Origin of the sequence: Streptomyces tropicalis (assembly GCF_029269835.1) — a bacterium.
Classification (GTDB): Bacteria; Actinomycetota; Actinomycetes; order Streptomycetales; family Streptomycetaceae; genus Streptomyces; species Streptomyces tropicalis.
Window position 1 is genome coordinate 17,220 of the sequence record NZ_JARJBB010000026.1, and the last position, 22,380, is coordinate 39,599.

Here is a 22,380-nt window from a genome sequence, read left to right on the forward strand (position 1 = left end):
ATGCCGATGCGGGCCGCGGACGCGGGACATGGCACCCTTAGACCTGCGGACAAGGCAACCGAGACGGGTTCGACGAGGAGCGGTCACAGTGCAGCGCTGGCGTGGCTTGGAGGACATCCCCCAGGACTGGGGGCGCAGCGTCGTCACCATCGGTTCCTACGACGGGGTCCACCGCGGCCACCAGCTGATCGTCCGGCACGCCGTGGACCGGGCCCGCGCCCTGGGCGTCCCCTCCGTCGTCGTCACCTTCGACCCGCACCCCAGCGAGGTCGTCCGCCCCGGCAGCCACCCGCCACTGCTCGCCGCGCACCACCGCCGCGCCGAACTCATGGCCGAGCTGGGCGTGGACGCGGTCCTCGTCCTGCCCTTCACCAGCGAGTTCTCGAAGCTGTCCCCGGCCGACTTCGTGGTGAAGGTCCTGGTCGACAAGCTGCACGCCAAGGCCGTCGTGGAGGGACCGAACTTCCGCTTCGGCCACAAGGCGGCCGGCGACGTGGCGTTCCTCGTCGAGCAGGGCACCGTCTACGACTTCGAGGTCGACGTCGTCGACCTGTACGTCACCGGTGAGGCCGGCGACGGCAAGCCCTTCTCCTCGACCCTGACCCGCCGGCTGGTCGCGGAGGGCGACGTGTGCGGCGCCCGCGAGATCCTGGGCCGTCCGCACCGGGTGGAGGGCGTCGTCGTGCGCGGCGCCCAGCGCGGCCGCGAGCTGGGCTTCCCCACCGCCAACGTGGAGACCCTGCCGCACACCGCGATCCCCGCCGACGGCGTCTACGCCGGCTATCTGCACGCCCAGGGCGAGCAGATGCCCGCCGCCGTCTCCGTCGGCACCAACCCGCAGTTCGACGGCACCGAGCGGACGGTGGAGGCGTACGCCATCGACCGCGTCGGCCTCGACCTGTACGGCCTGCACGTCGCCGTCGACTTCCTGTCCTTCGTCCGCGGCCAGGCGAAGTTCGACTCCCTCGAAGCCCTGCTGGAGACCATGGCCGAGGACGTCAAGAAGTGCCGGGAGATCATCGCGGTGGACGAGCAGGACTGACGACCCGCGTCCCGCGGCGCCCCTGACGGCCGGGCGCCGCGACGCCCGTCACTCCTGCGGCGCGGCCACCCGGGCGCGCGCCCAGTGGCAGGCCACCTGGGCCTCGCCGCCACCGCCGAGCACCTCGAGGCCCGTCCCGCGGCACGCGTCCGCGACACCCGCCCGGGCCGCCTCCCCGCTCGCCAGGACCTGGCAGCGGACGTGGAAGCGGCAGCCGCCCGGGATGCGGGAGGGGTCCGGCGGCTCGCCGCCGAGGACGACCGGGGCGCCCTCGGCCTCCGGCAGCACCGACAGCAGCGCCTGCGTGTACGGATGCCGGGGCGCCGTCAGGACCTCCTCCACCGCGCCCGTCTCCACGATCCGGCCCAGGTACATCACCGCGACCCGGTCGGCGATGTTCCAGGCGAGGCCCAGATCATGCGTCACCACCAGTGCGGCCAGGCCGAGTTCGGTGCGCAGCCGCAGAAGCAGCGCGAGGATCTCGCCGCGGACCGAGGCGTCCAGGGACGCCACCGGCTCGTCGGCGACGAGGAGTTCCGGTGCGAGGACCAGCGCGCCCGCGATGACGACCCGCTGCCGCTGCCCCCCGGACAGCTCGTGCGGATAGCGCAGGAAGAAGCGCTCCGGCGGCCGCAGTCCGGCCCGGGAGAGCGCCTCGGCGACCGCGGCCCGCTCGTCGCCGCGGTGCCCGTGGATCCGCAGGCCCTCGGCCACCGCGTCGTACACGGTGTGCCGCGGGTTCAGCGAGCCGCTCGGGTCCTGGAGCACCAGCTGCGCCCGCTTGCGGTACGCCTTCAGGGCGCGGCCGGAGCGGGGCAGCGGCGCCCCGTCGAAGGTCACCCGGCCCGCCGTCGGCGGGACCAGTCCGAGCAGGGAGCGCGCCAGCGTCGTCTTGCCGCAGCCCGACTCGCCGACCAGGGCGACGATCTCGCCGGGCCGGATGTCCAGGTCCACGCCGTCCACGGCCCGCGCGGGCGGCGCACCGTGCCGCCCGGGGAACGTGATGTGCAGGCCCTCGACGCTCAGCAGCGGTGGGGTGGTCATGGGGTGCCGCTCCTCACTTCCGCCTCGGCCGCGCCGGCGCCCTCGGCCACGTGCACGCAGGCCGCCCGCCGGCCGGAGCCGGCCGGCCGCAGCGCCTGGTCCTGCGTGGCGCACACCTCCAGCGCGGCCGGGCACCGCGGGTGGAAGGCGCACCCGGAGGGCACCGCGGCCGGGTCCGGCGGATCGCCGGGCAGCCCGCGCGGCGCGAACCGGGACGCCGGGTCGCCGATCCGCGGGAACGCCTCGGACAGGGCCCTTCCGTACGGGTGCAGGGCGTCCTCGTGGACCTGCCGGGCCGGGCCCTCCTCGACCACCCGGCCCGCGTACATCACCGCGAGCCGGTCGCAGGTGTCCGCGAGGACCGCCAGGTCGTGACTGATCATGATCAGGCCGACGTCCTGCTCCCCGACCAGCCGCTCGATCAGGCGCAGGATCTGCGCCTGGATCATCACGTCGAGCGCGGTGGTCGGCTCGTCGGCGACGATCAGCCGCGGATCGCAGGCCAGCGCCATCGCGATCATCACGCGCTGCCGCTGCCCGCCGGACAGCTCGTGCGGGTACGCGCCCGCCCGCGCCGCGGGCAGACCCACCAGCTCCAGCAGCTCCCCGGTCCGCCGCCGTGCGGCGGCCGGGGCCGCCCGGCCGTGCAGCAGGATCGGCTCGGCGATCTGGTCGCCGATCCGGTGCACCGGGTTCAGCGAGTGCATCGCGCCCTGGAAGACGATGGAGGCCCCGGCCCAGCGCACCGCGCGCACCCGGCCCCACTTCATCGCCAGCACGTCCTCGCCGTCCAGCAGGATCTCCCCGCCGACCCGGGTGCCCGCGGGCAGCAGCCGCAGCAGGGCCAGCGCCAGCGTCGACTTGCCGCAGCCGGACTCGCCCGCGATCCCGAGCTTCTCGCCCGCGGCGAGCCGCAGGTCGGCCCCGCGCACCGCGGCCGCTCCGCCGGCGTACGTCACGGTCAGGTCCCTGACCTCGAGCAGACTCAACGCGGCACCCCCAGCCTGGGGTTGAGGACGGATTCCACCGCGCGCCCGCACAGCGTGAAGGCCAGCGCCACGACCGCGATGGCGATGCCGGGCGGCACCAGGTACCACCAGTCGCCGGAGCTGACCGCGCCCGCCTCCCGGGCGTCCTGCAGCAGGCCGCCCCAGGAGACCACCGTCGGATCGCCGAGCCCGAGGAACGCCAGCGTCGCCTCGGCGAGGATCGCGGTGGAGATGATGAGCGTGGTCTGGGCGAGCACCAGCGGCATGACGTTGGGCAGTACGTGCCGGGTCATGACGTGCCCGTGGCCGCCGCCGAGCGCCTTCGCCCGCTCGATGTACGGCCGCGACTCCACCGCCAGCGTCTGCGCCCGCACCAGCCGGGCCGTCGTCGGCCAGGTCGTCACGCCGATCGCGAGGACGGTCGTGCCCAGCGAGCGGGACATCACCGTGGCGAGCGCGATCGCCAGCACCAGCGTCGGCATCACCAGGAACCAGTCCGTGATCCGCATCATCACCGTGGCGTACCAGCCGCCGAAGTGCCCGGCCGTGATCCCGATGAGCGCGCCGATCGCCACGGACAGCACCGCCGCGAGCAGCCCGACCAGCAGCGAGACGCGCGATCCCCACACCACCAGGCCCAGCAGGGACCGCCCGAACTGGTCGGTGCCCAGCCAGAACCGCCCGCTCGGGCTCTCCAGCGGGGCGCCCGGTGCGTCCGTCACGCTCTGCACGTGCGAGCCGACGGTCAGCGGGGCGGTCAGGGCGGCCAGCGCGCACAGCACCAGCGCCGCCAGCCCGAACAGGCCCGCCCGGTGCGTGCGGTACTGCCGCCAGAAGCGCGCGACGGAGGCGCGGCGGCGCTGCCGGGCCAGGGTGCGCGGGCCGGTGGCCGGGGTCGCGGTCGTGTCGGCGGTCATCGGCCCACCCGGGGATCGAGCAGCGGATACAGGAGGTCGGCCAGTGTGTTCATGAGGATCACGGCCGCGGCGAAGACGAAGAACAGCCCCTGCACCAGCGGCAGGTCCGGCACACTGAGCGCCTGGTAGAACAGCCCGCCCAGGCCAGGCCAGGAGAAGACCGTCTCCACCAGGATGACCCCCGCGACGGTCCGGCCGAGGTTGACGAAGATCAGGGTCACCGTCGGCAGCAGCGCGTTCGGCACCGCGTGCCGGCGGCGCACCAGGTCGTCCCGCAGCCCCTTGGCGCGCGCCGTGGTCAGATAGTCGCTGCCCATCTCGTCCAGCAGCGCCGACCGGGTGACCAGCAGCGTCTGCCCGTACTCCACCGCCACCAGCGTGAGCACCGGCAGGACGAGGTGGTGGGCCACGTCGAGGACGTACGCGAAGCCCTCCGTGCCGCCGGACTCCATGCCGCCGGTCGGGAAGAGGCCCGGGACCGGCCCCACACCCACCGACAGCACGATGATCAGCAGCAGGCCCAGCCAGAACGACGGGATGGAGTACAGCGTCAGCGCCAGGCCGGTGTGCAGGCGGTCGCCCGCCCCGCCGTTGCGCCAGGCCGAGCGGGTGCCGAGGAAGATGCCCAGCGCGGTGTACAGGACGAAGGCCGTCACGGTCAGCAGCAGGGTGTTCGGCAGCGCTTCGGTGATCTTGTCGAGGACGGGGGCCCGGAACTGGTACGACGTGCCCAGGTCGCCGGTGAGCGCCTTGCCGCAGTAGTCGGTGAACTGGTGCCACAGCGGCAGGTCGAGGCCGAACTCCTTGCGGTAGACGGCGATCTGCTGCGCCGACACCGGGCGGCCGCCGGTCATGAACTTCACCGGGTCGCCCGGGATCAGCCGGAACAGGAAGAAGCTCGTGACGAGGACGGCGAGCAGCGAGACGGCGGCGCCGCCCAGCCTGCCCGCCACGTAGCGCAGGTAGGAGGCGGAGGCGCCGGCCCGGGGGGCGCGGCCCGCCGCCCGCCCCGTGCTGCCCGGGCCGGCGGCGCCCTCGACGAGCGCGGGTGTCGCTTCAGCGGTCATGGGACATCACTCGTTCGTCGGCCTATTCGCGGTCGTCGGCCGTGGCCCGGCGGCGCAGCGCGAGGAACCCCGCGAGGCCGACGAGGACGACGACCCCCGCGACGATCCCGATGATGACGCCCGACGGCGTGCCGCCGCCCGAGGAATCACCGGAGTTCGCCGGAACGGCGGACCACCAGCTCCAGTAGCCGTCCTGACCGTAGATGTTGCCCGCCGCCGACGGCATGGTGGTGATGGACCTGATCCGGTCCGTGCGGTAGGCCTCCACCGCGTTGGGGTACGCCATGACGTTCATGTACCCGAGGTCGTACAGCCGTGACTCCATCTGCTTGACCACCTTCGCCCGGGCGGCCGGGTCGTACTCGGCGAGCTGGCGGGCGTAGAGCTGGTCGTACGTCCGGTCGCAGATGAAGTCGTCGGTGGCCCCGGTGTCCTTGGGGGTCGCCGGAAGCGCCCCGCAGGTGTGGATGGAGAGCACGAAGTCCGGGTCCGGGTTCACGGACCAGCCGTCGAAGGCCAGATCGTACTTGCCCGCCAGCCAGGGGTCGGTCACGTTGTCCAGGCAGTCGACGGTCACGCCGATGCCGAGCTTGCCCCACCACTCCTGGAGGTACTTGCCGACCGCCTTGTCGTTGGGGTCGGTGGCGTGGCACAGCAGGCGGTAGTTCAGCGGCTTGCCGTCCTTGCCGACGCGCTTGCCGTCGGCGTTCCTGCGGTACCCCGCCTCGTCGAGCAGCCGGGCCGCACCCGCCGGGTCGTAGCGCAGCTCCTGACCGGCCGACGGCTTCCAGAAGTACGTCGCGAAGCGCGGCGGGACATAGCCCTGGCCCTCGACCGCGTGGCCCTGGAAGACCTTGCCGACGACGGTCCGGCGGTCCACCGCCATGAACAGTGCGTGCCGCACCCGCTGGTCCAGCAGCGACGGGTCGCCGTCGCCGAACTTCTTCCCGTTGCGGGCCCGGGCTCCGGGGTTGGTGGCGAGGGCGTAGAAGCGGCGTCCGGGGGCGTCGTTGACGTGGATGTTCTTCTGGCCCTTGAGGGAGGCGGCCTGCGCGGGGGTCAGGGACGGGGAGCCCGCCACGAAGGAGACCTCGCCCTTGCGCAGCGCGGCGACCGCGGCGTCCTGGTCCTTGTAGTAGCGGAAGACCAGCTCGTCGAACTTGGGCGCGCCGCGCCAGAAGGACGTGTTCGCCCTGAGCCGCACATAGCTGTCCGGCTTGTAGGCGGTGAGCACGAACGGCCCGTTGCCGACGATCGGGAAGCTCTTGTCGTTGTTGAACTTGGAGAAGTCGCCGACCTTCTCCCACACGTGCTTCGGCACGATCGGCACGTCCAGTGCCGTCATCGTGGCCTGCGGCTTCTTCAGGCGGATCACCAGCCGGGTGGGGCTGGGGGCGCTGACCTCGCTGAAGTTGGCGACGAAGCTGCCGTTGGCGGTGGCCGCGCCCTGGTCCGTCATCATCTTCCGGAACGTCCAGGCGGCGTCCTCGGCGGTCGCCTGCTGCCCGTCCGACCACCGGGAGTTGTTCCGGATGGTGTACGTCCAGGTCAGCTTGTCCGGCGACGACTGCCACGAGGTGGCCAGGCCGGGAATGACGTGCCCGTCCTTGGGGTCGTAGTTGGTGAGGTACTCGTACATCAGCCGGTGGATGCTGGTGCTGAGCAGCCGGACCGCGAGGAACGGGCTGAGCGAGTCGACGCTCTGCGCGACGGCGACGGTGAGGACCTTGGAGCCCTTCGACCCCTTCGAGCCCGCGGAGTCCTGCGCGCCCGCGGTGCCCTGCGCGGCCCGGGCGTCCGCCACCGTGGCGGCACGGGGAGCGGCCGAGGCCGGAGGCGTCGTGAGCCCGGCGGAGAGGACCAGAGCGGTGGCGCCGACGGCGGCGAGGAGCCGGGACCTCCCCGGGCGGCGACTGCGTCCTCTGCCGTGCTGATCGTGTGTCTTCATGGCTCGGTGACCTCGCGTCATCGCACGCAGGGAGCGGAGTGCGCCCCCAGCGCGACGGGCTGGAACGGGCTGGAACGGGTGGCGCCGGCGGAATGAAGTGAGTGTCTATCAGCGGCAGTCTGCACGCGTCAACGGTGCGTCAAACCCCATGTGGCCTGCGGAAACAACGATGTGACGACGCCGTGTCCCCCATTGGTGGAGACCACTGACGCCGTCCTGGTGAGGGAATGGCGGCGCCGCGGGCCCCGGGCGGGGACACGAACGCGCGAAGGCCCGCGCCGAACGGGTCGGCGCGGGCCTTCGCGCGTGTCACGGCCGCTTCCGCGGACCGCTGCGGCTCACTGCGGGGGCGGCGGCGGAGGCGGGGTCTGCCCCTGCGGGGGCTGCGGGTAGGGGGGCTGAGCCTGCGGGTGCGGGGGCTGCGGTGCCTGTCCCCGCGGGTGCGGTGCCGGCGGCTGCTGCCCGTACAGGTCCTGCACCTGGCCGGGCTGCGGCGGTGCGGGCTGCGGCCGGCCCGGGTGCGCCTGCGGGTACGGGTACGGGTACGGCTGCCCCGGCTGGGGCTGGGGCGCGTACTGCCCGGGAGCGGGCTGTCCGGGTGCCGGCTGCCCCGGTGCCGGCTGTCCGGGTGCCGGCTGTCCGTGCGGGTACGGTCCCGGCACGGGCGGGCTCGGCATCGGCTGGCCGGGGTAGCCCTGGCCCGGCATCGGCGGGGCCGCCACCGGAGGCGGGTTGCCGTCCGAGGTCCACAGACCGTGCGCCTGCTGGTGCCGGACGAAGTCCTCGGCGACCATCGCCGCGAGATTGAAGTACGCCTCGCGCACCTTCGGCCGCATCATGTCGAGGTCGACCTCGGCACCGGCCGACAGATGCTCGTCGAAGGGCACCACGACGACACCCCGGCACCGCGTCTCGAAGTGGGAGACGATGTCCTCCACCTTGATCATCTTGCCGGTCTCGCGCACCCCGGAGATCACGGTCAGCGACCGCGAGACGAGGTCGGCGTACCCGTGCGCCGACAGCCAGTCCAGCGTCGTGCTGGCGCTGCTGGCGCCGTCGACGGACGGCGTGGAGATGATGATGAGCTGGTCGGCCAGGTCCAGCACCCCGCGCATGGCGCTGTAGAGCAGCCCCGTGCCCGAGTCGGTGAGGATGACCGGGTACTGCTTGCCCAGCACATCGATCGCGCGGCGGTAGTCCTCGTCGTTGAACGTCGTGGACACGGCCGGGTCGACGTCGTTGGCGATGATCTCCAGACCGGAGGACGCCTGCGAGGTGAACCGGCGGATGTCCATGTACGAGTTGAGGTACGGGATCGCCTGGACGAGGTCGCGGATGGTGGCCCCGGTCTCGCGGCGCACCCGGCGGCCGAGGGTGCCGGCGTCCGGGTTGGCGTCGATGGCGAGGATCTTGTCCTGGCGCTCACTGGCCAGCGTGGAGCCGAGCGCGGTCGTCGTGGTCGTCTTGCCCACGCCGCCCTTGAGGCTGATCACCGCGATCCGGTAGCAGGAGAGCACCGGCGTGCGGATCAGGTCCAGCTTCCGCTGCCGCTCGGCCTCCTCCCTCTTCCCGCCGATCCTGAACCGGCTCCCGGCGGCGGCCGGACGCGCGCTCCGGGCCTTCTGCCGCTTGTTGTTGAGCAGCCGGTCGGAGGACAGCTCCACGGCGGCGGTGTAACCGAGCGGTGCCGCCCCGGGGTTGGTGGGCTGGCGCTGGTCGTGCTGGATGGGCTGCGGCCAGGCGGCCCCGAGCCGCGGGTCGACCGGAGCCTGCGGGGCCTGTCCCTGTGGTGCCTGCGGTGCCTGCCCGGGCACGTGGCCCTGCGCCTGCGCGGCGCCGGGCTGGGCGGGCGGCAGCGGGAAGCCGTAACCGCCGTGCTGTGCAGGCGGGTTGGGCGGGGTCGGGGCTCCGGCAGCGCCGGGTGTACCGGGCGCACCCGGGCCCTGGGGGAAGCCGTAGCCGCCCTGGGCCGGGACGCCCGGCTGGGGGAAGCCGTAACCGGGCGCCTGCGGGGGAGCCGCGGGACCGGTCGGTCCGGCGGGTCCCTGGGGCGCGGCGGCGGGGCCGGGCTGCGCCTCGGCGGCGGCCGCCGGTGCGGGGGCGGCCGGTGCGTGCGGGGCCGGTGCCGGAGGGGTCGCCGGGGGCGGGAAGCCGTACCCGTCCTGCGCCGGAGGCATGGGAGCGGCGGGCGGCTGCGGCGCGCCCTGCGTCCCGGGCGGCGGGAAGCCGTACCCCTGCGGTGCGGCCTGCGGCGGCTGCGGCGCGGCCTGGCCGCCCCAGCCGGCGTGCGCGGGCGGCGGGGCCTGCGGCGGGAAGCCGGGCTGCGGAGCCGGTGCCGACGGCCGGTCCTGCCCGGGCTGCGGCTGCTGGGGCCACTGCGCCGCCGGGGCGGGCGCGGCGGGTTGGTACGACGGCGGCAGCGGCGGCACCGGGCCCTGGGGCATCGGCGGAGGCGGCCCCCAGGCGGCGGGCGCGCCCTGCGGGGCGTCGGCGGCCTGGGCGGGTACGGAATCGTGGGGGTCGGCATGCGGCGGCACGGCGTCCTGCGGGACGGCGTCCGCGGGGCGGGCGTCCTGGGGCACCGTGACCTGCGGCGCCGGGCCGGTGCCGGCGTCGGCCTGCGCGGGCACGGCGTCCCCGGACGCGCCGGCGTGCGGCGCGGTGCCGTCCTCGCCGGAGTCGGAGCCCGCAACCGCCTCCGTGGAGGCGGAGGTGGAGGCGGATGCGGCGTCCTGGTGCTCGGACCGGGCCTGCGCCGCCTCCGCGTCAGGAAGGGAGCCGGCGTCGGCCGCGGCGGCACCGGCACCGTCGGTGGCGTCGGCCGCCGCGGGCCCCTCGGCAGCGGCGTCGTCTCCGTCGGCGCCGGCCTGCCCGGCGGTCTCGTCGGCGACGGTCCCGGAAGCGTCGGCCGCGCCGGTGCCGGTCACCACCGGGCCGTCCCCCGAACCCGCGGGACCGTCAGGGGAGTCGGTACCGGATTCGGCAGCAGTGCCACCGTCGGTCTCGGAGCCGGTCTCGGAGCCGGACTCGGCCTCGGGGCCGGACTCCGACGCGGCGCCGGTGTCCTGACCCACGCCCGGCCCGGCCCCGTCCCTGCCCTCCGCGTCCCCGGCATCCGCCGGTCCACCCCCGGCCTCGGCCTCGGCCTCGGCCTCGGCGGAAGTCTCCGCATCCGACGCGCTCCCGGCGTCCTGCTCGCCGGCCTCGCCGCTGTCGCCCGCCTCGTCCGCCTTCGCCTCCGCGGCGGCGGCCTGCTCCGCGATCTCCCGCTTCAGGGCGACGGCGGAGAACCGCATGGTGGCACCGCTCTCCAGATCACCGGCCCCGAAGGCGGGACCCGGCTGCCCGGACTGCGGCGCGGGCGCCTGCTGCTCCGGCGCCTGCGGCGCGGCACCGGGGGCCGGCGGCTGCTCCGGCCGCGGTGCGAACCCGCCGTCCGCCGAGGGCCCGGGCACGGCGACGGGGTCGCCGGTCGGCGGCGGGAGCGGGGTGCCGTGCTGCGCGTACGGAGCGGCGGGCGGCGCCGCGAACGGCGCGGGCGGCGGGGGAGGAGGAAGCGGAGCCCCCGGGCCCGCCGGTGAACCCGCCGTCCCCTCCGGCCGGTCCGGCCGGTCCGGCCGGTCCGCCCCCGAGTCCGCACCGGTCCCCGAACCGCCCGAGGCGTTCTGCGTGTACCAGGCGGGCGGCGCGTAGTCGATGGTGAACTCGCCCGTCGTCTCGATGGCGGACTCCGCGTCGGACTGGTCATCGCCGGGTGTTGCCCAGCCCCCGCGGATCCCGTCCCGATCGCTGTTCACTGTTCCTCCTGGTGTGGTCGGGCACCCTCATGCTGTGCCGGGGCGACCGGTCGTGTCGTAGGGGGTCGGTCGCAACCCGTCGGCGGGAGCCGCCGGACGACGCCCCGGACCGAACCGGCCGCCCGGCCCTCCCCGGAGCGCGGGCGTCCCGACCGGGGATCCCGGTACGGCCCCCGGTCCCAGCCTAATCACGACGGGCACACTCGCGGCAGGCCCGTCCAGCCCTCCGTACCGGCCCCGGAGCCGTCGCCCCCGTATTGGTGTCCCCCGGGCACGCCGGGTAACCGCCCAAATCCCCCGCAAACCGTCAAGGCCCTTCCGAGGGGGGCCGGTTCAGTCCATTCGCCGCGGATTGCCCAGCAGCCCGATCTCGGACTCGGTGGGCTGCGTCATGACGTAACTGCGGTCGCGGTCGGAGCACCACAGGGTGAGCCCGTCGGCGAGCGTCGGCAGGGCCTCGACGTCCGCCCGCGGCAGCGCCATGGTGCGGCCGAGCTCCGCCGCCTCGTCCGGCGAGATCCGCTGGACGCCCACGAGCCGCGCCTGGCGCACCAGTCGGGGCGCCACCACGCTCAGGTACGGCAGCAGGGTCACCACGGACTGCCAGGGCCCCGAGACGACACGGCCGTGCGGCGGGCGCATGCCGCAGTCGCGCACCACCAGTACCGGCGTACCGGCCGAGGCGCCCTGCGGGGGCACCCGGCCGACCTCGTACACCGCGAGTCCGTTCTGCCCGCCGCCCATGGCGTGCACCAACTGCATCCAGGCCTGCGGCCGCCCGGTCTCCACCGCGACCCGCGCCCCGGTCGCCGCCGCCCGCAACGCGAGCACCTGCGCGGTCCACAGGCCGCCGATCAGCAGCACGTCGTACGGCGTCGGCCGGTTGAGGCCCAGAACCGCGGGCTGGCCCTCGGCGTCCACGCCGGCGACCACCCCGTCGTCCCCGATGGGCAGGGCGAGCGCGTCGAGTTGCTCCGCGGCCAGGGTGTGGCGTCCGTGCCGGGGACCGATCAGCCCGAGGCCGCTGCGCAGCCGCCCGCCGGCCGAGGGGCGGGGCCCGCCCGCGGCAGGTGCGTTCCGCGTGCTGAAGGGGCTCATCGGACACCTCCGAGAGGCAGCGTGGCGAGGATGCCCGGTACCTGTTCGCGGTCCAGCCGGCCCAGTGCGGCTCCCGCCTGACGTGCCGCGTCCTCCACGGCCCGGCGCGCGGCGATCAGCTCGTCCTCGCTCCGTCCCGTCACGCGTACGTGCCCGCACAGCGACGTCTCCTGCCGGCCGCCCGGCGAGAGTGTGAGACTGAACGTCGTGGCCAGCGCCGGTACGGCGGTGACCTGTGCGACGAACTGCGGCAGGGCGGGCCCGCGCCCGCCCAGCTGGGGCCAGCGGCGCACCCAGTACGTGGTGTGCCGGCGGTTGTCGCACCGCCAGCTGCGGCTGGACTCCTCGGTGCGCCGCTCGGGCACCTCGGAACGGCCCGCCTCCGCCGTCACCAGCGGGTTGGCGCACGCGGAGGTGGCGATGGCCGCGGTGAGCTCCTCCTCGTTCAGGACCGTCGCACGGAAACCGGCGCCCGTGAGCCTGCTGGCGAGGTGGTCGGCGACGCGGGCGAGGCATCGCTGGACGCCTTCGAGGCCGCCGCCGCGCGCGGCCACGGCCTCCCGGCACAGTTCGGGGTCGAGCTTCAGCGCGATCCAGGTGATGCGCACCGCCGGGGCACCGGTCTGCGCCTGCAACGGCGCGTAGTTGGTCACGGCGACCGAGTGCTGCGGCAGCCGCAGCGCCGGCGCGGGCTGCGTGTGCAGCACGATCTGCGCCGACTCCAGGCGGATCCCGTCCACCTCCAACGCGTCCCGGACCAGTGCGACGGGCAGCGGCCGCCGGCCCCGCTCCGCCCGCAGTGCGGTCACGTCGGCCTCGACCTGGACGACCGCGGTGACGAAGGTCCCGTCACCGACCATGCCCACGGGACGCCGGTCGTGCCCGCCGAAGGAACAGGTACGCAGGCTGGGGTCGCACTCCACGGCCGGTGCGAAACCCGACTCGGTGCCCGGCGGCACGGGAGTGCCGGCGGCCCGCCGCCTGCGGGCGCGCAGGGCGAGCACGGTGCCCAGCCACTCCGGAAGCGAGCGCCCCCGGCGCCGCACGAACGCGAGCGCCACGAGCAGTACGGCCACGGTGAACGCCGGGATCCGCACGAACAGCCCGCCGGCCCACCCGCACAGCGCGAGTGCGGCGGCCAGCTCCACCAGGACGATCCGCCGGCGTCCGAACGATCCACCCCGCCCCGAGCGGGACTTCGGCTGGAGGGTGAGCGCATCACGGGTCCGCGCCGGGGAGCCGTTGCCGCGGGGAGCCTCCGGCCCCGCGTCGCCCGATCGTGACCCGGATTGCGATCGCGACCGGGTCCGTGTTGCGGAAGTCGTCACTCCAAACCCCCCGAACTCTCCCGAAACTCCTCGTGCGCACCCTTCGCGGGGCGTCAGCACCCTACCCGTGCCGCGGGCAGTGCCACGCAACAGGCATAGTAGGGGCCGGTGCTGACGGGCGACGCACCAGATGCGGTCCAGGACCGGGGGTGGAACGCTCCAGCCTCCATGAGTCCTTCACAGTTGTGCACGGGGAGAGCGGGAACACATGGCATCACGGCGGGACGAACTCAACGCCTACACCTTCGCGAGGCGCCGCATGCTCGCCGCCTTCCTCCAGCCCTCGCCCTCCGGCTCCGAGGAGGCCGCCCCCAAGCCGCTGGGCGCGGTGGTGCCGGGCCTGGTCGTCGGAGCGGTGACGCTCGCGGTGTTCGGCGCCATCGGCATGTTCAGCCCGACGGCTCCTCCCGGCTGGGACCAGGCGGGGGCGCACGTGATCGTCGCGAGCAAGTCCACCACCCGGTACGTCGTCCTGAGGACGGGCAAGCAGAACCAGCTTCACCCGGTCCTGAACATGGCCTCCGCGAAGCTGCTCCTGGACCCGGACAAGGACGACGTCATCACCGTCGACGAGAAGATCCTGGACAGCGGCACGCCGCCCCACGGCGCCACCATCGGCATCCCGTACGCACCCGACCGGCTGCCTTCCGACCAGGAGGCCCAGTCCGCCAAGCACTGGGCGGTCTGCGAGCGCCCCGGGGACGGCGGGCGGGCGATCCAGAAGGCCGCCTTCGTCCTCGCGCGGAAGGACTGGGCCCGGACGGAGGGAGGCGACCGGCTGTCCGGCGGCGACCTGATGTACGTGATCGGCCCGGACGGCAGGACGCCGTTCGTGGTCGACGCGGACGGTTTCGCCTACCGGCTCGCGGACCCCTCGGACCAGGAACTGCTCAAGGCCCTGGACACGCAGGGCCGCGCTCCCCAGCGTGTCTCCCAGGAGTGGCTGGACACCCTCCACAGGGGTTCCGCGGTCAGGATCCCGGCCATCGAGGGCACCCCCGGTGCGAAGGCCGGCGCGTCCCCCGGACTCGGGCAGTACGACCGCGTCGGCATGGTCATCAAGGCCTACGACGGATCACGCATGCAGTACTACGTGGTGCAGCCCGGCAAGGTGGCCCGCATCTCGGAGTTCACCGCCACCCTGCTGCTCAACAGCAGGGCCCTCGTCGGTGTCGGACAGGCCGGCGAGGCACAGCAGGTGAGCCCCGGTGCCGTCGTCGACAGCGGCACCTGGGACCCGGCCCGGAAGTGGCCCACGTACACGCCGCGGACGGTCAACGACGGGGCCAGCGCCACCAGCGGACGCGACACCGTCTGCAACGTGCTGCGCTCGGTGGACGGCAGCGGCCACTGGAACGTGTCCACCTGGGCGGGCACCGACTTTCCCGCACAACTGCCCACCGGTTCCTCCAGCGCCTACGTCACTCCCGGTTCGGGCCTGCTGTTCCGCCAGTTCCACGGCCGTGAGACGGCGGCCGGCGGCGTCTTCCTCGTCACCGACACCGGCCTGCGGTACGCCCTGCAGTCCAACAGCGACAGCGCCACCGACGACAAGGGCATCGGCACCTCCGCCCAGCAGCGTCAGCAGGAGCTCAGCGAGGCGCGCATCGCCCAGACCCGTCTCGGCTACGCCCACGTCAACCCGACGCCGGTGCCCGCCGAATGGTCGACGTTCCTGCCCACCGGCCCGCGACTGTCCGAGGCGGCCGCCCGTCAGCCGCAGGGCTCCTGAACGCGGAGGAGACGCACCAGTGACGCAGACGACCGCGCACGGTCCCGCGGCCCGGAACGGGTCCGTGCGCCGCTCCGCGGCCCTCGCGGCCGCGACCGCTCTCACGGCGGCCACGTCCGTGCTCGCCCTTCCCCCGGCCGCCGCCCGTGCGGACGACGGGCAGTGCACCTTCCCGTCGAAGAACTACGCGGGGCGGCCGTGGGCGCTGCAGCGGGTCAACCTCGACCAGTTGTGGGCCCAGTCCACGGGCAAGGGCGTCAGGGTCGCCGTCATCGACACCGGAGTCGACGTCAAGAACCCCCAGCTCAGGAACGCGGTCGAGGCGTCCCGGGGCAGCAACCTGCTGCCCGACAAGAACGGCAAGGGCGAGAAGATCGACCGCGGGAGCCCCAAGGGCATCACCGACACCGTCGGCCACGGCACCCGGGTGGCCGGGATCATCGCGGCCCGCCCACTGAAGGGCACCGGCTTCGTCGGGCTCGCCCCCGACGCCACGATCATCCCCGTCAAGCAGAACGACGCGGAGGGCGACGGCACCTCGACCACCCTCGCCCAGGCGATCGACCACGCGGTCTCGGAGGGCGCGGGCGTCGTCAACATCTCCCAGGACACGGCGAAGGCCATCGAACGGGACTCGCTCCTCGAACGCGCCGTCGAGCGCGCCGTCGGCCGGGGCGTGGTGGTGGTCGCGTCCGCCGGCAACGACGGCCTGGGCGGCAACGTCAAGGTGACGTACCCGGCCTCCTACTCCGGAGTGCTCGCCGTCGCCGCCTCCGACCGCAACAACGAGCGCGCCCCGTTCTCCCAGTCGGGCGACTTCGTCGGAGTGGCCGCTCCCGGCGTCGACATGATCTCCACCGTCCCCGGCGGAGGCCACTGCTCCGACAACGGCACCAGCTTCTCCGCACCCTACGTGGCCGCGGTGGCGGCGCTCCTGAAGTCCAAGTACCCCCGGTGGACGCCGGGCGAGATCGTCGCCCAGATCGAGCAGACCGCGGAACGCTCCGTCCCCGGCCGCGACCGACTGGTCGGCTGGGGCGTCGTCGACCCGGTCAAGGCCCTCACCGACGTCGACCCGGCGCACCCGGTGCAGTCACCGCTGCCCGAGGGCGGAGTGACCCGAGCCGAGGCCCCCACCGTCACCCCCCTGCACTTCGGCGAGACCGCCGAAGAACGCGACGCCCGTCTCGGCACGTACGTGGCCGTCGGAGCCCTGGTGGCGGTCGCGGGTCTCGGTGGCACGGCGGTGGCCGTACGGGACGCGCGCAGAAGGCGGTCGCGGACGGGAGGCACGGCATGACGACGATGGTGGTCGTCAGCTTCTCCGTCGCAGCCGTCATGGCGCTGGCGGGTTGCCTGAGAAGCGCATGGGTCCGGGCCTGGCGGCGCCGGCTCAGCCCCGGGGCGCCCGAGCTGCCCGATGCCTCGTTCGTTCTGGCCCGGGTCGTCTTCTTCGCCCTGGCGGGAGTTCTGGTCTTCTCGGGCTTCCGCCTCGTGTCCGTCGACGACGCCGCCGCGTGGAGCGACGGCGAACTGGCAAGCGCCGTGGAGCAGGCGGCGTACGCCCTCGACGGCACGTCCCGCGAGGGCGACATCTACGGCGACGACGGCGACTTCGACACCGAGTACGCCTCGATGATCGAGGACAAGGTCGTCCAGAAGGGCGGCGGGGACGCTCCGGAGGGCGGAGTGAACGCCGCTCCCACGGGGACGAACGGGGCTGCCGACGCCCGGTACACGGTCACGGCGTCCGGGGCGGAGGCCTCCTACTGCCTGCACGTGACCCGCACCCACTCCAAGAAGGACGACTGGGTGTCGCCGGGTATCTCAGGCGGTGACGGCGTGACGGTACCGATGTTCCGCTTCGCCGTCACCAGCAGCAGGGGAGCGTGCTGACGGGACGAACGCCGTCCCCTTGACGGAGGTGTTCAACCGCCCAGCCTGCCCGGCAGCTCACAGCGGGCTTTCCCGTGCGCGTAGGCTGCGGCGTTCTTGGCGAGCGCGATGAGCCCCCGGCGCAGTGCCGACCGGTCGACGTCACCCTTTCGCTTGAGCTGCACGATCACGCTCAGATGACGGTTGGCCCCGCGAGCCGTGCACGGGACGTAGATGGCTGCGACCCCGTCCGAGGCGATCGCCCTGTCTCCCGCGTCGAAGGCTCTGAGCGAGGACGCCGCGGCGAACTGCCCGACATTCTCCCTCTGCCACGTGCCGGGTGTGCCGTACTCAAGCAACTCGACGCGTGTGCTGAGGAGTTGTCGGCCACCGCCATTGACGAAGCAGCCTGTCTCGTACGAGCTGTCAGTGGTGTCGGACCTCAGGTCGGTCGGACCCTCGTCGAAGGCGTAGGAGGGCGCGGCCGGCAGGATCACGTTCAGGGCGGCGGCAGCCCGTGAGGCATCGCCCAGCGACGTGCACACGTCGGCCGCCTCGACCTTTCCCCCGGCCCTGAAGGGCGGCCACCTCAGGGCGTACGCGAGCCCACTGATGAGGGCCAGCACGAGGACGGCTCCGGCAATCGGCAGAAACCTGCTGCGCATCATGTCGATTTCAGTCTTCCGTGTCGAGCTTCCGGGGGATGCCTTCACCGTCGAAGTAGTCGTGGACCTTCGTACGGGCGCTGTCGAATCCGGCCTCGGCGGAGGTGGCCACCGACGCCTCGACCAGCGGGTAGTGGTGGCCCGCGCTCTGCCCTGCCTTGCGGGCGGCCGCGTCCACCGCATGCGGAGGCTCGGTGGAGGGCGCCGGCGTCGAGCCGGGCGCGGCGGCCGCGGTCGCGCCCTGCGGGCCGTGCCGGCGCAGGAGGGGTCGCCGTCCAAGTCCCGCACCTTCGCAGCACATGCGCAAACGGTACAAACCGCGGGCGCTGGGACGGACTTGTAACTGGGCTAACACATGCCTCGGTTGGCCCCGGTCGACCGGGTGACTACAGTGGTAAACGCGTTGTGAGGTGCGCGTTGGTTTGCGATCGTACGGAGAGCGGCTGATCGGCCTCAGGCAATGACGTGACGGGGTGACGGGGAGGAGCGTCGTGCTTCCGGCGGACATGGTGGGAGGCGCGTCGGCCACCAGGGCGGCGAACCTGAAAGCCAGCAACGAGGCGCTGACGACATTCCAGAAGCGCGTGGACGCCGTCCTGCGCCGCCTGGAGTCGTCGGCTGGGAATCCGACACGTGTCGGTGCTCAGACGATCAGGGCCGGCTCGCTGAACAGTGGGACCCAGGATGCGTTCCCGGAGGCGCACGCCCTGTATCTGCAGTACAACCACGTCCACGAGAAGCTCACGGGCCTGTCCAAGACTCTGCACCTCCAGATCGAGGCCATCGGTATCGCCGTGCAAGGCGCGCACCGAGGCTTCCAGAACCTGGAAGAGGAGCAGCGCCGCCGGTTCTGGGAGATTCAGACGCAGATCAAGCAGCTGCAGCAGTCTTCCTCGAACGAGGGGCACATGGGCGTTCCGAAGACGGGTGCGGGGTACTGAGCATGGCCGACAACCATAAGTCAGACCTCGACCGTATCTCTCATCAGAACTCTTTCACCGACCTTGCGCGGGGTGTCGAGGCGCAGCCTCGGGGTGGTGGACTCTTCAGCGATCTCGTGATCGAACCGCTGCGCGCCGTGGTCGACTCCACCGGGTATGGAAAGGCCATGCACGGCCGGACGAACTTCGAGGAGTGCCCCCTCAACCACATGCTCGATCTTGTCGAGCAGACGGACCCCGAGGACCTCGAGACCTCCGGCAAAGCCCTGTGGGACGCCCGAGACGCCATCCAGTCGGCGGCCAAAGAACTGAGTGGCCACATCGAGCACGTCGAGTGGGTCGGCGAGTCGGGCGATGCCTTCCGTGCATGGGGGCGCTCCCTCGTCAAGGACGCGCACAGCCTCAGCGATTTCGCTGGGGGAGCCGGTGATCAGATCAGTGCTGCTGCCGTCGGGCTCGCGTCCGTGCGTCATGCGATGCCGCCCCGCGACACGACGAACGCACCCCGGCCCAAGAGCTTCCCCAAGTCCAAGCAGATGGACAGCAACCACGACTACACCACTGCGGTCCGAGTGGAGAAGCATCGCCAAGAGGCGATCAATCAGATGAACAGGTTGTCGTCCTACTACGCCGTGTCCACGGACCAGCTGGAGTCCTGGAACCAGCGGGCCCCCGAGTTCACCTCCATGCCCGACGTGGGCGTGCCCAAGCCGACGTCGTACGCCGACGGAGCTGGCTCCGGCGGCTCTGCGCACGGCGCAGCAGCGACTCACCCCGGCGTGGTCGCGGTGAGCCATCACACCATCACCGGGACCTCCGGCCAGAGCCTCCCGCATCACCCGGGCGTCATGCCCCAGCCTTCCGGGCAGGGGCCTGAGCATGTGATCCACCCGGATGCGCCGGTCGGTACCGTCATCGACAGCGCGGGCACTCTGCCGGCGTCCGCTCCTGACACGGGTCACACCCCCTACCAGCCTGGACCCACGAGCACCGCGGGCGGCCCGAGTGGACGGTCCGAAACCGGCTACCTCCCTGTTTCCCCGGGCATCCCCGGCGGAGGCGCAGGCGGCCCGGGACGATTCCGCAACCCGTTCTCCGTCCAAGGGCGTGCGGGTACGACGAGTTCCGGCACCTCCGCGAGCGAGCGTTCTCTGGGCAGGGCGATGCCCGGACAGCCGGTTCGCCCCTCCCCCGGCCAGGGACTCGGGAAGGGAATGTCCGCTCAGGAGAAGGCCACCACCCCGATGGGGCGTGCCGTCACCGGAGGTACGCCCAGGGCCGCCGGGACCTCGGCTCCCCGCGCCAACACCGGGCCGACCACGGGCGCAGGCCGGTCGAACGGCGTGGTCGGTGGACGACCCACGAACACCGCGGGGACACCTGCCAAGGGCGGCTCGCGTATTCCCCGCGGCACGGTGATCGGTGCGGAGGAGACCGGAGGCCCGCAGGCCTCCACCGGACGGCTCGCCCGGCGAGGCGTGTTCGGGACGCCCGAGTCCACGACACGGCCGGACGGTACCGGCGCGACCACTGCCCGTAGTGTCCCGGCAGCCTCTGAAGGGGTCACCGGCAGGCCTGCCGCCCGCAACTCCGCCTCCCGAGCCGAGGGCAGCGGGATGACGCGCGGCGGCACGGCCCTGGGACGCGCGTCCGATCGTTCACGTGGCCGCGAGGCGGCACGCCCCGACCGTCCGGCCGAGGACGAAGAGACGCACCTGACCACAAACTCCCGGCGCGACGTGCCGCCGGCCGTCAACTGAACGCAGACGAGGACCGACATCACCATGAACTCAGGGATCGACCGCCGAGGCGCACGGGCTGTCCCCCGCGGGACGCTCAGGGGAGCGCGCGGACGGGTCGCGGGCGCGGCCCTCGCCTCCCTGGCCATGGGAGGAGTGGGCCTCGCCCCGAGTGCCGTCGCCTCCGACACCGCGTCGAAGCAGTGGTACCTCGGTTCGATGCAGGCCGAGCACATGTGGAGGACCAGCACCGGCAAGGGGGTGAAGGTTGCCGTCATCGACACCGGCGTCAACCCGAACACGTCCTCGCTCCGAGGGCAGGTGCTGGTCGACGACGTGCCCAAGGCAGTTTCCTACCAGGCCACGCAGGATTACTCGGGCCACGGCACCAGCATGGCCGAGTTGATCGCCGGCACCGGTGCGGGCGGTGGCCTGCGCGGGCTGGCGCCGGGCGCGAAGATCGTGCCCTACCGGGTGCGCCTCGCTGGTCTCAAGAGCGGTGCGGCGAACGACCGGACTCCCCAGGCGTGGAAGGCGCTGAGGGCGGCTGCCGACTCCGATGCAAAGATCATCAACATGTCCTTCGGCGGTATGACCACCGATGAGGACGAGGCTGCCGTCACATACGCGGCGTCGAAGGGCAAGCTCCTCGTTGCCGCGGTCGGCAACAACGCCCAGGACGGGGGGAGCGGCTTCATCGACTATCCCGCGGGCTACCCCTACGTGCTGGGCGTCTCCTCCACCGACAAGTCCGGCACGGTGTCCAAGTTCGCCTCGTCCGGCAACGCCGTAGATGTCGTCGCCCCGGGCGAGGGCATCCCCGGCTGGTGCGACGCGTCCTTCCGCTCGTACTGCGACAACCGAAACGGCACGAGCCCGGCCACTGCGATCGTCTCCGCGTCGGCGGCCCTGATCTGGTCCGCCCACCCTGACTGGACGGTGAACCAGGTGGTTCGGTCACTGATAGACACCGCCGGCCGAACTTGGCCCGAGGATCGTCCCAGCAAGTACCTCGGGTACGGCGGAGTGCGGCCCCGCAAGGTCCTGGAGAACACGCATTACACGGCCGGAGCACCCTACGCCGACCCGCTCGCGAAGGAGAACACACAGGACGGTGTGGATCTCTACACGAAGGCTCCTTCGGCCCCGGCCGCCAGGTCCTCGGCACGCGCCGCGGACGGCGCCGCCGGTCCGGCGGCGTCGGATACGCGTACGTCGGACGGCAGCACCAGCATGTGGATTGTCGCAGGCGCCGTCGCCGCGCTGGCGGTGATCGGCGGTGCCGGCTTCGCCGTCCTGCGGGCACGCCGCTCCGCGTGAGTCTTCGGTCCTTCGGGGGATCGGAATACGTGCCACTGCAATCGGGCGGTGGGCGCGACAGCTGGACTGAGGAAGAACAGAGGAAGGGGCGTTACGGCGATGGCCGGTAAGCAGAAGCTCGAAGATGCAGCGGTAGTCAAGCTCGAAAAGGACATGTACACCAAGTACGAGCACATCCTGAAGCGGGCGCACAAGCTGCAGGGCATCATCGACAGCCTGGAGAAGGGGCACTGGGACGGCATCGGCCGCAGTGCGTTCAACGAGAAGCAGCAGGCCATCAACGTGGCCCTTCAGAACATCGGCAAGATCCTCACCGATGTCATCGAGGCGATGAACAAGACCCGCAAGATCAAGGACGGCAGCGAGGACGAGGTGCGCGCGGCTGTCAACAAGATCGATATTCACGACGGTGCTCCGGTGTCCGTGTTCAGTTCGTACCACCACTGAGCGGCACGCGCGTCACTCACCACGGACCGGACAACCGGCCGTACATCAGAAGCTTCATGAGCGGAAAGAGGTTTTGCGGAATGAGCACCAACGCTGACGGCCTGTCCGTCAAGTACGACGCTCTCGACCTGACGGCGACTCATATCGGCAACGAGGCGAAGAACCTGGAGCAGGACCTGCAGGAGCTCCGGCAGATGGTGGTCCGCAGCCAGCAGTACTGGGAAGGCGACGCCCAGTCCACCTTCACCACCGAGCTGGCCAAGTGGGACAAGGAGGCCACCCACATCCACACCGCGCTGACCACCATCGGCCACACCGTGCACACGGCGGGTGGTACCTACATGGAAGGCGACAAGAAGGCGGCCGGCTACTTCCGCTAGGCGCCGGGACGTCGCAGCAGGGTGGGCGCGCGCGGGAGGCGCCCACCCTGT

Annotated in this window: 19 protein-coding genes; 9 read left to right on the forward strand and 10 right to left on the reverse strand. The window is 72.6% G+C overall.

Going from position 1 to position 22,380, the window contains the following annotated elements; translation table 11 throughout:
• Positions 1–88 precede the first annotated feature (88 nt).
• Positions 89–1,042 (forward strand): bifunctional riboflavin kinase/FAD synthetase, encoded by a 954-nt coding sequence (locus P3H78_RS29405; RefSeq protein WP_276112212.1) that lies wholly within the window; start codon positions 89–91, stop codon positions 1,040–1,042.
• 48 nt (positions 1,043–1,090) lie between these two features.
• Here P3H78_RS29405 and P3H78_RS29410 read toward each other — a convergent pair whose 3' ends face one another.
• From P3H78_RS29410 to eccE, 8 genes are all read right to left on the reverse strand, one after another.
• The gene (locus P3H78_RS29410; protein ID WP_276112213.1) at positions 1,091–2,086 is read right to left on the reverse strand and encodes an ABC transporter ATP-binding protein; all 996 of its coding nucleotides are present in this window, start codon (positions 2,084–2,086) and stop codon (positions 1,091–1,093) included.
• On the reverse strand, positions 2,083–3,075 hold the full coding sequence (locus tag P3H78_RS29415; protein WP_276112214.1) for an ABC transporter ATP-binding protein: 993 nt from the start codon (positions 3,073–3,075) through the stop codon (positions 2,083–2,085). The genes P3H78_RS29410 and P3H78_RS29415 overlap by 4 nt, the downstream gene beginning before the upstream one ends.
• Positions 3,072–3,992 carry an ABC transporter permease gene (locus tag P3H78_RS29420; RefSeq protein ID WP_276112215.1) on the reverse strand — a complete coding sequence of 307 codons (921 nt, stop codon included), beginning with the start codon at positions 3,990–3,992 and terminating at the stop codon, positions 3,072–3,074. Before P3H78_RS29420 ends, P3H78_RS29415 begins: the two co-directional genes overlap by 4 nt.
• Positions 3,989–5,059, reverse strand: a complete 1,071-nt coding sequence (locus P3H78_RS29425) for an ABC transporter permease (protein WP_276112216.1) — start codon at positions 5,057–5,059, stop codon at positions 3,989–3,991. Before P3H78_RS29425 ends, P3H78_RS29420 begins: the two co-directional genes overlap by 4 nt.
• Before the next feature lie 22 nt (positions 5,060–5,081).
• On the reverse strand, positions 5,082–7,007 hold the full coding sequence (locus P3H78_RS29430; RefSeq protein WP_276112217.1) for an ABC transporter substrate-binding protein: 1,926 nt from the start codon (positions 7,005–7,007) through the stop codon (positions 5,082–5,084).
• Positions 7,008–7,345: 338 nt separating this feature from the next.
• The gene (locus P3H78_RS29435; RefSeq protein WP_276112218.1) at positions 7,346–10,804 is read right to left on the reverse strand and encodes an SCO5717 family growth-regulating ATPase; all 3,459 of its coding nucleotides are present in this window, start codon (positions 10,802–10,804) and stop codon (positions 7,346–7,348) included.
• Positions 10,805–11,137: 333 nt separating this feature from the next.
• A complete protein-coding gene (locus P3H78_RS29440; protein WP_276112219.1) occupies positions 11,138–11,902 on the reverse strand; it encodes a hypothetical protein in 765 nt (254 codons plus the stop codon).
• Positions 11,899–13,230 carry a type VII secretion protein EccE gene (gene eccE, locus P3H78_RS29445; RefSeq protein WP_438828064.1) on the reverse strand — a complete coding sequence of 444 codons (1,332 nt, stop codon included), beginning with the start codon at positions 13,228–13,230 and terminating at the stop codon, positions 11,899–11,901. Before eccE ends, P3H78_RS29440 begins: the two co-directional genes overlap by 4 nt.
• 208 nt (positions 13,231–13,438) lie before the next feature.
• Between eccE and eccB the strand changes: the two genes are divergently transcribed.
• From eccB to P3H78_RS29460, 3 genes are all read left to right on the forward strand, one after another.
• Positions 13,439–14,962, forward strand: a complete 1,524-nt coding sequence (gene eccB, locus P3H78_RS29450) for a type VII secretion protein EccB (protein WP_276112220.1) — start codon at positions 13,439–13,441, stop codon at positions 14,960–14,962.
• Between the two features lie 64 nt (positions 14,963–15,026).
• The gene (mycP, locus tag P3H78_RS29455; protein WP_438828066.1) at positions 15,027–16,262 is read left to right on the forward strand and encodes a type VII secretion-associated serine protease mycosin; all 1,236 of its coding nucleotides are present in this window, start codon (positions 15,027–15,029) and stop codon (positions 16,260–16,262) included.
• Positions 16,259–16,858 (forward strand): hypothetical protein, encoded by a 600-nt coding sequence (locus tag P3H78_RS29460; RefSeq protein ID WP_276112222.1) that lies wholly within the window; start codon positions 16,259–16,261, stop codon positions 16,856–16,858. Before mycP ends, P3H78_RS29460 begins: the two co-directional genes overlap by 4 nt.
• A 32-nt stretch (positions 16,859–16,890) precedes the next feature.
• Here the strand turns inward: P3H78_RS29460 and P3H78_RS29465 are convergent, their stop codons facing one another.
• Complete coding sequence (locus P3H78_RS29465; RefSeq protein WP_276112223.1) at positions 16,891–17,505, reverse strand: hypothetical protein; 615 nt, start codon at positions 17,503–17,505, stop codon at positions 16,891–16,893.
• Between the two features lie 7 nt (positions 17,506–17,512).
• A complete protein-coding gene (locus tag P3H78_RS29470; protein WP_276112224.1) occupies positions 17,513–17,803 on the reverse strand; it encodes a hypothetical protein in 291 nt (96 codons plus the stop codon).
• 190 nt (positions 17,804–17,993) lie between these two features.
• On the opposite strand from P3H78_RS29470, the gene P3H78_RS29475 reads away from it, so the two are divergent.
• The 5 genes from P3H78_RS29475 (at position 17,994) to P3H78_RS29495 (ending at position 22,329) form a co-directional block, all read left to right on the forward strand.
• Positions 17,994–18,443 carry a DUF2563 family protein gene (locus P3H78_RS29475; RefSeq protein ID WP_276112225.1) on the forward strand — a complete coding sequence of 150 codons (450 nt, stop codon included), beginning with the start codon at positions 17,994–17,996 and terminating at the stop codon, positions 18,441–18,443.
• 2 nt (positions 18,444–18,445) lie between these two features.
• Positions 18,446–20,203 (forward strand): WXG100 family type VII secretion target, encoded by a 1,758-nt coding sequence (locus P3H78_RS29480; RefSeq protein WP_276112226.1) that lies wholly within the window; start codon positions 18,446–18,448, stop codon positions 20,201–20,203.
• A gap of 126 nt (positions 20,204–20,329) precedes the next feature.
• Positions 20,330–21,502 (forward strand): S8 family serine peptidase, encoded by a 1,173-nt coding sequence (locus tag P3H78_RS29485; protein WP_276112242.1) that lies wholly within the window; start codon positions 20,330–20,332, stop codon positions 21,500–21,502.
• 153 nt (positions 21,503–21,655) lie between these two features.
• A complete protein-coding gene (locus tag P3H78_RS29490) occupies positions 21,656–21,949 on the forward strand; it encodes a WXG100 family type VII secretion target (protein ID WP_438828065.1) in 294 nt (97 codons plus the stop codon).
• An 80-nt stretch (positions 21,950–22,029) separates the two neighbouring features.
• On the forward strand, positions 22,030–22,329 hold the full coding sequence (locus tag P3H78_RS29495) for a WXG100 family type VII secretion target (RefSeq protein ID WP_276112228.1): 300 nt from the start codon (positions 22,030–22,032) through the stop codon (positions 22,327–22,329).
• The last annotated feature ends 51 nt before the right edge of the window (positions 22,330–22,380 follow it).

Excerpts from the sequence above, each read along its gene's own strand:
- P3H78_RS29410 (WP_276112213.1), bottom strand. The coding sequence starts at position 2,086 with ATGACCACCCCACCGCTGCTGAGCGTCGAGGGCCTGCACATCACGTTC.
- P3H78_RS29420 (WP_276112215.1), bottom strand. The coding sequence starts at position 3,992 with ATGACCGCCGACACGACCGCGACCCCGGCCACCGGCCCGCGCACCCTG.
- P3H78_RS29425 (WP_276112216.1), bottom strand. The coding sequence starts at position 5,059 with ATGACCGCTGAAGCGACACCCGCGCTCGTCGAGGGCGCCGCCGGCCCG.
- P3H78_RS29430 (WP_276112217.1), bottom strand. The coding sequence starts at position 7,007 with ATGAAGACACACGATCAGCACGGCAGAGGACGCAGTCGCCGCCCGGGG.
- P3H78_RS29440 (WP_276112219.1), bottom strand. The coding sequence starts at position 11,902 with ATGAGCCCCTTCAGCACGCGGAACGCACCTGCCGCGGGCGGGCCCCGC.
- eccB (WP_276112220.1), top strand. The coding sequence starts at position 13,439 with ATGGCATCACGGCGGGACGAACTCAACGCCTACACCTTCGCGAGGCGC.
- P3H78_RS29460 (WP_276112222.1), top strand. The coding sequence starts at position 16,259 with ATGACGACGATGGTGGTCGTCAGCTTCTCCGTCGCAGCCGTCATGGCG.
- P3H78_RS29465 (WP_276112223.1), bottom strand. The coding sequence starts at position 17,505 with ATGATGCGCAGCAGGTTTCTGCCGATTGCCGGAGCCGTCCTCGTGCTG.
- P3H78_RS29470 (WP_276112224.1), bottom strand. The coding sequence starts at position 17,803 with ATGTGCTGCGAAGGTGCGGGACTTGGACGGCGACCCCTCCTGCGCCGG.
- P3H78_RS29480 (WP_276112226.1), top strand. The coding sequence starts at position 18,446 with ATGGCCGACAACCATAAGTCAGACCTCGACCGTATCTCTCATCAGAAC.
- P3H78_RS29485 (WP_276112242.1), top strand. The coding sequence starts at position 20,330 with ATGGGAGGAGTGGGCCTCGCCCCGAGTGCCGTCGCCTCCGACACCGCG.
- P3H78_RS29490 (WP_438828065.1), top strand. The coding sequence starts at position 21,656 with ATGTACACCAAGTACGAGCACATCCTGAAGCGGGCGCACAAGCTGCAG.
- P3H78_RS29495 (WP_276112228.1), top strand. The coding sequence starts at position 22,030 with ATGAGCACCAACGCTGACGGCCTGTCCGTCAAGTACGACGCTCTCGAC.